This window comes from Gelidibacter sp. (assembly GCF_035577925.1).
In the GTDB taxonomy this organism is placed as follows: Bacteria; Bacteroidota; Bacteroidia; order Flavobacteriales; family Flavobacteriaceae; genus Gelidibacter.
The window spans coordinates 1-9,257 of sequence record NZ_DATJCY010000078.1; the positions used below are offsets into that span (position 1 = coordinate 1).

General features: G+C 35.6%; 8 protein-coding genes and 1 tRNA gene. 5 read left to right on the forward strand and 4 right to left on the reverse strand.

Translation table 11 applies throughout. The annotated features are described in order from the left end of the window. The 4 genes from VNJ50_RS02650 to ribB form a co-directional block, all read left to right on the forward strand. The coding region (locus tag VNJ50_RS02650) for an FtsK/SpoIIIE family DNA translocase (protein WP_414652859.1) at window positions 1-2,054 on the forward strand (2,054 nt) is incomplete at its 5' end. A gap of 40 nt (window positions 2,055-2,094) precedes the next feature. Next, window positions 2,095-2,739 (forward strand): outer membrane lipoprotein carrier protein LolA, encoded by a 645-nt coding sequence (locus VNJ50_RS02655; protein ID WP_325578795.1) that lies wholly within the window; start codon window positions 2,095-2,097, stop codon window positions 2,737-2,739. A 16-nt stretch (window positions 2,740-2,755) separates the two neighbouring features. After that, window positions 2,756-4,738: an LptF/LptG family permease gene (locus VNJ50_RS02660; protein WP_325578797.1), complete on the forward strand. Its 1,983-nt coding sequence runs from the start codon at window positions 2,756-2,758 to the stop codon at window positions 4,736-4,738. Between the two features lie 29 nt (window positions 4,739-4,767). Next, entirely contained in the window at window positions 4,768-5,916 is a 1,149-nt protein-coding gene (gene ribB, locus VNJ50_RS02665; RefSeq protein WP_325578799.1) for a 3,4-dihydroxy-2-butanone-4-phosphate synthase, read from the forward strand. Window positions 5,917-6,015: 99 nt separating this feature from the next. On the opposite strand, the gene VNJ50_RS02670 is transcribed toward ribB, so the two are convergent. Beyond that, complete coding sequence (locus VNJ50_RS02670) at window positions 6,016-7,212, reverse strand: DegT/DnrJ/EryC1/StrS family aminotransferase (protein ID WP_325578801.1); 1,197 nt, start codon at window positions 7,210-7,212, stop codon at window positions 6,016-6,018. A 39-nt stretch (window positions 7,213-7,251) separates the two neighbouring features. Next, window positions 7,252-7,881 (reverse strand): NAD(P)H-dependent oxidoreductase, encoded by a 630-nt coding sequence (locus VNJ50_RS02675; protein WP_325578803.1) that lies wholly within the window; start codon window positions 7,879-7,881, stop codon window positions 7,252-7,254. 182 nt (window positions 7,882-8,063) lie between these two features. On the opposite strand from VNJ50_RS02675, the gene VNJ50_RS02680 reads away from it, so the two are divergent. Further along, window positions 8,064-8,148: transfer RNA gene (locus VNJ50_RS02680), tRNA-Ser, on the forward strand. 351 nt (window positions 8,149-8,499) lie between these two features. Here the strand turns inward: VNJ50_RS02680 and VNJ50_RS02685 are convergent. Next, window positions 8,500-9,081 carry a hypothetical protein gene (locus tag VNJ50_RS02685; RefSeq protein ID WP_325578805.1) on the reverse strand — a complete coding sequence of 194 codons (582 nt, stop codon included), beginning with the start codon at window positions 9,079-9,081 and terminating at the stop codon, window positions 8,500-8,502. Then, a partial coding sequence (locus tag VNJ50_RS02690; RefSeq protein WP_325578807.1) for a hypothetical protein occupies window positions 9,074-9,257 on the reverse strand: 184 nt, incomplete at its 5' end. The genes VNJ50_RS02690 and VNJ50_RS02685, both read right to left, overlap by 8 nt.

Genomic DNA, 9,257 nt, shown 5'->3' on the forward strand with positions numbered 1-9,257 from the left:
AGAAACCGTTGGATTTGGGGAACACTTATCGCAATTTGGATATCCATATTTTTTGGTTTTTTTCGCATAAATATGATGCTCTTGGTGGTGTAATAGGTTTTGAGATGAATTCTTTTTTTCAAGACTATATGGGTATTATTGGAACAGCCCTTCTCCTGCTATTTGGATTGATTGTTTTTGTTGCTATCAAATTTCAAGTTACCGGTGAATCTATCGTCAAGCTTTTTAAATCCGCAAAAAAAGATATCCGATCTGATTTTGAAAGTGATACCGAAAGTATAACTTCTTCTTATGTTACTTTGGATAATGATCTGACAGCCGAAGCCGAAGCTATTAAAGCAGCTTTCGACTTGACACCTGTAGCAGAAAAGCCTATTTCAAAACCACAATCCAAACCCAAACAAGAAACGCCAAACTTACATATTGAAATACCTGAAGTTCACGTCGAATTGCCTGAAGAGGAAACATTAGTCATTGAAGTGGAGGACATAGCAGAAGAGATTTCAGAAGAAAACAACTTATCTGATAAATTGGTCGAGGAATTTGGAAAATTTGATCCTACCCTAGAATTAAGTAAATATCAGTTTCCACCTTTGGATCTCCTAAAAAAATACGATTCGGAAGGCATTACTATCGACCAAGATGAACTGGAAGAAAATAAAAATCGAATTGTTGAAACCTTAAGCAATTATAGTATTGGGATTAGCAATATTAAGGCAACCATCGGACCTACGGTTACCTTGTATGAAATTGTTCCCAATGCCGGTGTTCGTATTTCAAAAATAAAAAACTTAGAAGACGATATCGCATTATCACTTGCAGCATTAGGTATCCGAATTATTGCACCAATTCCAGGCAAAGGAACGATTGGTATTGAAGTGCCCAATAAAAACTCTACCATTGTATCAATGCGATCCGTTATTGCTTCACAAAGATTCCAAAAATCAGAAATGGAATTGCCTATTGCCTTTGGAAAAACTATCAGTAATGAAACCTTTGTTGTCGATTTGGCAAAAATGCCGCACTTATTGATGGCAGGAGCTACCGGTCAAGGAAAATCTGTAGGTTTAAATGCTGTTCTGACATCGTTACTTTACAAAAAACATCCGGCCGAAGTGAAGTTTGTGTTGGTCGATCCCAAAAAAGTAGAATTAACGCTCTTCAATAAAATAGAACGTCATTATTTGGCTAAATTACCAGATAGTGAAGAGGCCATTATCACCGATAATACTAAGGTTATAAACACCTTAAACTCATTATGTATTGAAATGGACAATCGGTACGAAATGCTAAAAAATGCTTTATGCCGAAATATCAAAGAATATAATGAGAAATTTAAATCGCGTAAACTAAATCCTAATGACGGCCATCAGTTTTTACCATATATCGTTTTGGTGGTCGATGAGTTTGCAGATTTAATAATGACGGCCGGAAAAGAAGTTGAAACTCCAATTGCACGTTTGGCACAATTGGCGCGTGCCATAGGCATCCACCTAATCATTGCAACGCAAAGACCATCTGTAAATGTGATAACAGGTATTATCAAAGCGAATTTCCCGGCGCGAATTGCATTTAGAGTAACTTCAAAAATAGATTCGAGAACTATTTTGGACAGTGCCGGCGCGGATCAACTTATTGGACGTGGCGACATGCTCTACACTCAAGGTAATGAGCTAACTAGGATTCAATGTGCATTTGTTGACACACCTGAAGTTGAAATTATAACCGAATTTATTGGAGGGCAAAAAGCTTATCCAGATGCTTACCTCCTACCCGAATATGTTGGGGAAGAAAGTGGCACAAATCTTGATATAGATATTTCTGATAGAGATAAGCTATTTAGAGAAGCCGCAGAAGTTATTGTTACCGCCCAGCAAGGTTCTGCCTCCTTATTGCAACGTAAGTTAAAGCTAGGATATAACAGAGCTGGACGATTAATTGATCAGTTGGAAGCTGCTGGAATTGTCGGGCATTTTGAAGGCAGTAAGGCTCGACAGGTATTGGTTCCAGATCTTGTGGCTTTAGATCAGCTTTTAGAAAATGAAATATCTTAAAAAAAGGCACTTCTTACCAGCACTAACAAATAAACTAATAATGAAAAAATTACTTTTATTGCTCTTCATGATTCAATTGTCCTATTCCATGAGTGCGCAAGATGCAACAGCGGCAAAAAAATTACTGAATGAAGTGAATGCCAAAGTTGTAAGCTACAATAACATCAGCATCGATTTTAAATATGTTCTTAGAAATGCCAATGAAAACATTAATAAGGAAACGCGTGGCGATGTTGTGATAGAAGGTGAGAAATATCTTTTGAATATTTTGGGCGTCACACGTATTTATGATGGAAAAACACTTTATACTATTAGTCCTGAAGATGAAGAAATCACCATTTCAAAAAACAATACCGAAGATATAAATACCATTACGCCAAGTAAAATGTTATCGTTTTATAAGGAAGGCTATAATTATGCCATGGATATTGTTCAAAACGTTGGCGGACGCAAAATTCAATACGTCAAGTTAACGCCAACTGATAACAATTCTGAAATCAAACAAGTTCATTTAGGAATTGATGCACAAACAAAGCACATCTATAATCTTATCGAAATAGGAAAAAACGGTACTCAAATCACCTTAACTGTAAATAGTTTTAAAACTAACGAGCCTATTTCAAAAACCTTATTTACTTTTGATGCCAATAAATATAAAGGCTATTACATCAATAAGCTCGATTAGATAAGGCATTCATTTTATGAAAATACTGGATAGGTACATATTGCAGACCTACTTAAAAACATTTTTGAGCGTATTTATTATACTGATGCTCATTTTTGTTTTGCAGGCCGTTTGGTTATATATTTCTGAATTGGCAGGAAAAGATTTGGATATCGATACCATTCTTAAATTCTTGCTTTATATTACTCCAACACTTATCCCATTAATTTTACCGCTCACCATTTTATTGGTTTCTATCATGGTTTTTGGAGCATTTGCTGAAAATTATGAATTTGCTGCAATGAAATCCACCGGAATTTCCTTGCAGCGTGCCATGAGAGGATTAAGCGTTTTTATCGTTATACTTTCTGCAACCACATTTTTATTTGCAAATAATGTTATCCCTTGGGCAGAATATAACGCCTATAACCTCAGAAAAAACATAGCCAAACTCAAACCTCAAATGGCCATTGCCGAAGGACAATTTAATGAAATAGGCAGTTTTAATATTAAGGTTGATAAAAAAAGTGGCGATCGTGGACAATATTTGTCGAAGGTAATTATGCACCAACAAAAAAACAACCGTCCCGGAAATTATACTGTAATCGTAGCTGATTCTGGTGAACTCAAAAGCAATCCCAACTCAAATATGTTGCAACTGGTTCTATTTGACGGAAATTACTACGAAGAAATTCAAAGTAAAAATCCGAAGCAAATCCAGAAAAAACCACATGCACAAAGCTATTTCGATATCTACACGATGAATGTAGATTTGGAAGCATTCAACGATGTGGATTTAGATGAAAAAAGCTATACCAATAGATATAATATGCTAGATGTTGGTGGTCTCAATTATACGATTGATAGTCTGTATCAAAAAAAATCTGATGACCACAAAGGACTTGCAAAAAACCTTTATGGCAGGATTTCTATCAGCAATATCGACTTGAATATAAAACCAGAAACCGATAGTATTTATAAAGGTAACATCATTGACCTTTTTGAAAACAAAGTCAAATTGCAAATTGTCAATCTCGCTTTAAATTCGTTAAACAGTACCGATCAGGTTTTAAATACAGAAGAACAATTAATGAGTGTTTCGGACAAGTCACTCAATAAACACCTCATTGCACTGCATGAAAAGTACGTGTTAGGTTTTGCTTGTTTTATCCTCTTTTTTGTGGGCGCACCGTTAGGAGCACTTATCAGAAAAGGTGGTATTGGACTGCCGTTAGTCATCGCTATTCTTTTATTCCTGACCTACCATTTTATTGGAATATTTGCAAAAAACAGTGCAGAAGACGGCACCTTAAATCCCATTTTGGCAACTTGGCTTTCCACATTGATTATGTTGCCGTTGGGCATCTATTTGACTAGCCGCGCTACTAACGATAAAGGATTATTTGATTTTGACAGTTATCTCAATCCTTTGAAAAAATTCCTCAATTTACGTCCTAAAAATTCGGTAATGATTGATGGCGAATTGGTTCAATACAGCTTTTTAAATGAATATAATAACGAAAAATTAATAAACATTCTTAAAAATCATGAAGCACTTGATTTTGATAAAAGTGTCAAACCTTTTGCTTTGAATCAATTATTAAGTCGCAATCAAAGTATTGAAGATCTTCAAAGGCAAGGTGTCATTATCAATGATGCTTATAGTCAATCAAAAAAGGAGGCTGATAACACTATTTCCAATTCAAAAATTGCCTATATATTTTATAATCTAGGTGTAGTTTTACTCATTTTGCACTTCGTTTTAAAAAATAATGGTCTTCCACAAATTGCATCGTCGGCCATTCAATTAAGCATTATTTCACTATTTGTCTATGCTATTTATTATGCGTTCACATGGCTAACTTCAAATAAATTCTACCAGCATCTTGGCTTTAAGATTAAACCTTTAGACAAATTTCTAATGATTCTTGGATTGCCTTTTTATGGAATTTCACATTTCTTATTGAAGAATAAAATCAAGGAAGACTTGGATAAAAGTTGTATCCTAAATGTAAAATAAGCCATATCTTTGCATAAAATTTTAAAATAATGGAAACAAGCATAATGCCATCAGCTATAAAATTACATACCATTGAAGAAGCCATTGAAGATATCAAAAATGGAAAAGTAATTATTGTTGTTGATGATGCCGATAGAGAAAATGAAGGAGATTTTTTAGCTGCAGCAGAAATGGTTACGCCCGAAATGATTAATTTTATGGCTACTCATGGACGCGGATTAATTTGTGCGCCACTTACTGAAAAACGCTGTAAGGAATTGGAATTAAACCCGATGGTACGCAATAATACAGATCCTATGGAAACTGCATTTACGGTATCTGTCGATTTAAGTGGCAATGGTGTCACCACCGGAATTTCGGCAGGCGATCGCGCCAAAACTATAAAAGCACTTATCGATCCAAATTTAAAACCTTTTGAACTGTGCCGTCCAGGACATATTTTCCCTTTAGTCGCAAAAGAAGGCGGTGTATTGAGACGTACAGGTCATACTGAAGCTGCTATTGATTTTGCGCGTTTAGCTGGTTTACAACCTGCTGGAGTAATTGTAGAAATCTTGAATGAAGATGGCACTATGGCACGCTTACCGCAATTGGTAAAAGTGGCCGAAAAATTTAATGTAAAGATTGTTTCTATTGAAGATCTGGTAGCTTATAGAATGAAACACGATTCTTTAATTGAAAAGAAAGAAGACTTTGAAATTAAAACGCGTTTCGGAAAATTCAGATTAAGAGCTTACCAACAAACCACTAATGACCAAATACATATAGCATTGACCAAAGGTACTTGGGAAACCAACGAACCAGTTTTGACGCGTGTCAACTCCACACTCGCTTATAACGATATTTTAGCAACCCTGACCAACAATATCGACAAAAAACTGGAAGACATGTTCAAGTTAATCAACGATCACGGCAAAGGTGCTATTCTTTTTATCAATCAGTTGAACCAATCTACCGATTTGTTGAGTCGATTAAAAACTTTAAAGCAAGAACAAAATCAAAATGATGTGATCAAAGCACCAAGTATTGCTTTGGACAATAGAGATTTTGGAATTGGCGCACAAATTCTTCACGACCTTAACATCCATAAATTATTACTAATGTCTAATAGCGAACTGACCAAACGTGTTGGTATTATTGGCTATGGTTTGGATATTGTAGATCATGTAAATTATTAATTGTAGAATAGATTATTTCTACATTAGAATCTAATAAAAAAAGGATTTAGAGCTTTCGTTCTAAATCCTTTTTCTGTTAATTCTATAAAAATCCTTTACTTATTTTAATGCTGAATTGATAGCATTTACCATCAACTGTGCACGCGATCTCACTTCGTCCTCCGTCCATGACAATTTAATCAGGCACGATATATTTCGTCCAATAAATTCATCCGATTGTTCAAACGTTTTTGATTGCAAATAATCCAATCCTGTTTTTACTTCCTCCGAAATTGGAAACAAACTCTTTACGTTTTTTAAATGGTCCCATTTACGAACATAATGCCAGTTATTGTCATAATAATGAAAACATCCATCTACACCTGAATCTTTCAAATTTTTGGATGCTTTTCTCGTAATCTCCAAATTTGGCAAGAAAAAACTTAAAAAGCCATAATTCTCTTCGCCACCTTCAGGAACAGTTCTAAAAGTAAGTTCCGGAATTACAGCAAGCGCTTCTCTAATTATGCTATAATTTTTTTTCTGAATAGCCAAAAAATCATCCAATCGTCGTACCTGAGCCAATCCCACAGCAGCATGCAATTCTGAAATCCTGAAGTTGTAGCCCATAAATGGATGCCCTTCCGCTCCCCTGTCGTTTCCTAAATGGTCATGGCCATGATCAGAATAATGATCGGCATGCTTATAATAATCGGGATTGTTTGTAATCACTGCACCACCTTCCCCACAAGTAATGGTTTTTACAAAGTCAAATGAAAAACATCCCAAATCACCAACGCTGCCCAATGGTTTTCCTTTATAAGTACCACCTATAGCTTGGCAAGCATCTTCAATAAGAAGAAGTTTATGCTCATCGCAAATAGCTTGAAGCGTTTCCATATCACCCATACTCCCGCACATATGTACAACCATCACGGCTTTGGTTTTGGATGAAATCGCCTTCTCAACCGCTTTCGGATCTAAAGTTAACGTATCATCGATATCAACCAAAATAGGGATTGCACCCAACATCATAATAGCTTCAAAACTGGCTACAAATGTAAATGACGGCATAATAACTTCATCTCCTGCTCCAATTCCTGCAGCCGCCAAGGCTACCGAAACTGCTGCTGTTCCACTCGATACCAATTGCACGTGGTTAGTTTTAAATGTGGTTTGCAATTCGTTCTCCAACTCCTTGGCTTTCCAATGGCCATTACGCATACCATCAAAACCATAGCGCATTAATACGCCACTTTCCAACACATCGTTGACCTCTTTGCGTTCAGCACTTCCAAATAATTCAAATCCTGGCATATCTATTAAATTTTTTAAGTAAAATTAAAAATTAAGTTATTAAATTTCCAAAACGGCATCGTTCAACTTCTTTCTCACTTTTTTGAATCCCGAGAACATATCATCTTCAGATCTGTAGCCCACAGGCAATAACAAAATAGATTTAAGACCTTTTTGCTTTAAATCTAAAATTTTATCAAACTCTGACCTGTCAAAACCTTCCATCGGACATGAATCAATGCGCTCCACCGCGCAAACCGTCATCAAGTTACCAATGGTGATATAAAGCTGATTGATGGACCATTCTTGTTGTTCAGCCTGAGTCATCTCCTTCATTCGCTGCTTAAGATCATTTCTATAAGGTTCTAGAATAGTTTCTGGTGTTTGCCTTAAATTAATCAAATTATCATATAAGGCATCAATGTCCTCGGATTTGATGTGATCTTTAATGCAAAGCACTATCAAGTGTGAAGAATCAACAATTTGCCTCTGATTATATGCTGCCTTCAACAACTTATTCCTTAGGTTTTCATTTTTTATAATAAGCATAGAGATCGTCTGCAAACCAAATGAAGTTGCTGTTAAATTAAAGGCCTGCTTTAATATATGCAGCTTTTCATCAGTAAGCGTTTTATTAGGGTCGAATTTTTTAGTGGCATAGCGCCATTTTAAACTTTCTATAATACTCATGGTTTTCAATTTGTAAACTGCTACAAAAATAAGAGATGCAAATGGCAATTTCAGGACATTTCAATTAATAAATTCTATGGCTAAATTAATTTTAAAAAAAAGTTTCATTTTACTTGAAAAAAGTAAAAAAGGTTTCTATATTTGCAGCCGCATTCAGGGCATACCTGATGAGACCAAACACTGGAGAAATGGCAGAGCGGTCGAATGCGGCAGTCTTGAAAACTGTTGAGGGTCACACCTCCGGGGGTTCGAATCCCTCTTTCTCCGCTGTAATAAACCGTAAACACTTCTAAATAAAAGGTTTACGGTTTTTTTATTTATAAATTTGTACGATTAATGTACGGTAGGATATTTTTAACCTCAACTTTCAATAAAATATCTATTTTCAGAATAGGAAGTAAATTCCGTATCTTTGAAATTGTTTACACGTTGCCTGTGTAACATTTGAACAAAAAAGAGGGTTTCCGTAATGGTTGCCCTTTTTTGCTTAATAAGGAAATTGTAAATGTGTTCAAGTGGAATACTTTGTAAAATAATAGATGTTTCAAATAAAAAAAACCCCAATACTCCATCGCTGAAATACTGGGGAAACAAAATCAAAATGAAACCTAAACCTTTTTATTTATGCGCTAAATATCTTTCGTGGCGTTCTGCTGCCTGATAAATACCGTGAGGGCTATATTCTGCTTTGCCGTGGGCGAAATCTACCAAATCGTTACAATTAGAAATATCCTTGTACGCACCATCTTTTAAAAAACCCTGATCTTTTCCCTCTTGGACAATCGCCATCAACTTATTGGCATACTCATACGCTTTAACTTCTTCCTTGGTGCGAGTGTACATTGTAAACCTTTCTTCGTTAGCTTCGTACCATTCTGGCTTAATCTTTACTTTGCCGTCCTCAAAATAAAAATCTTTATTAAACTCTCGCAATGAATCTGCATAAGTCAACGGGGCAACGTTAATGCCCATTAATTCAAAATTGCGTTCCTCAGGTGCATCTGGAAATGGAAAGTCTTTTCTAAACCTGTTCAATATGGCTTCTCTACTGTTAACCTCACTTGGTTCAATGTTATGTTTTTCAAGGAATGAAAGTACTGGGCGAATGCGCTCTTCCAATACTTTTAATCGTTGCTCCTTATCGGCTTTACTACTGCCTAATCCGTTGGCCATAATGCCTAATTTAATCTTCTCAATCATAATGGTATATTTCTATTTTATTGTTTTTATGTACTATTGTAGTTGCTGAAATCTCTGGGTAAATTTCCCTCTGAAATCGAGCATGAAACATTTGTTTGCTCGGTGCTTTTGCCAATTCCCTGGCAATGCTCTTTTGAAATGTTTCGCTTAGTTCGTATAACATCTTATTTATTTTA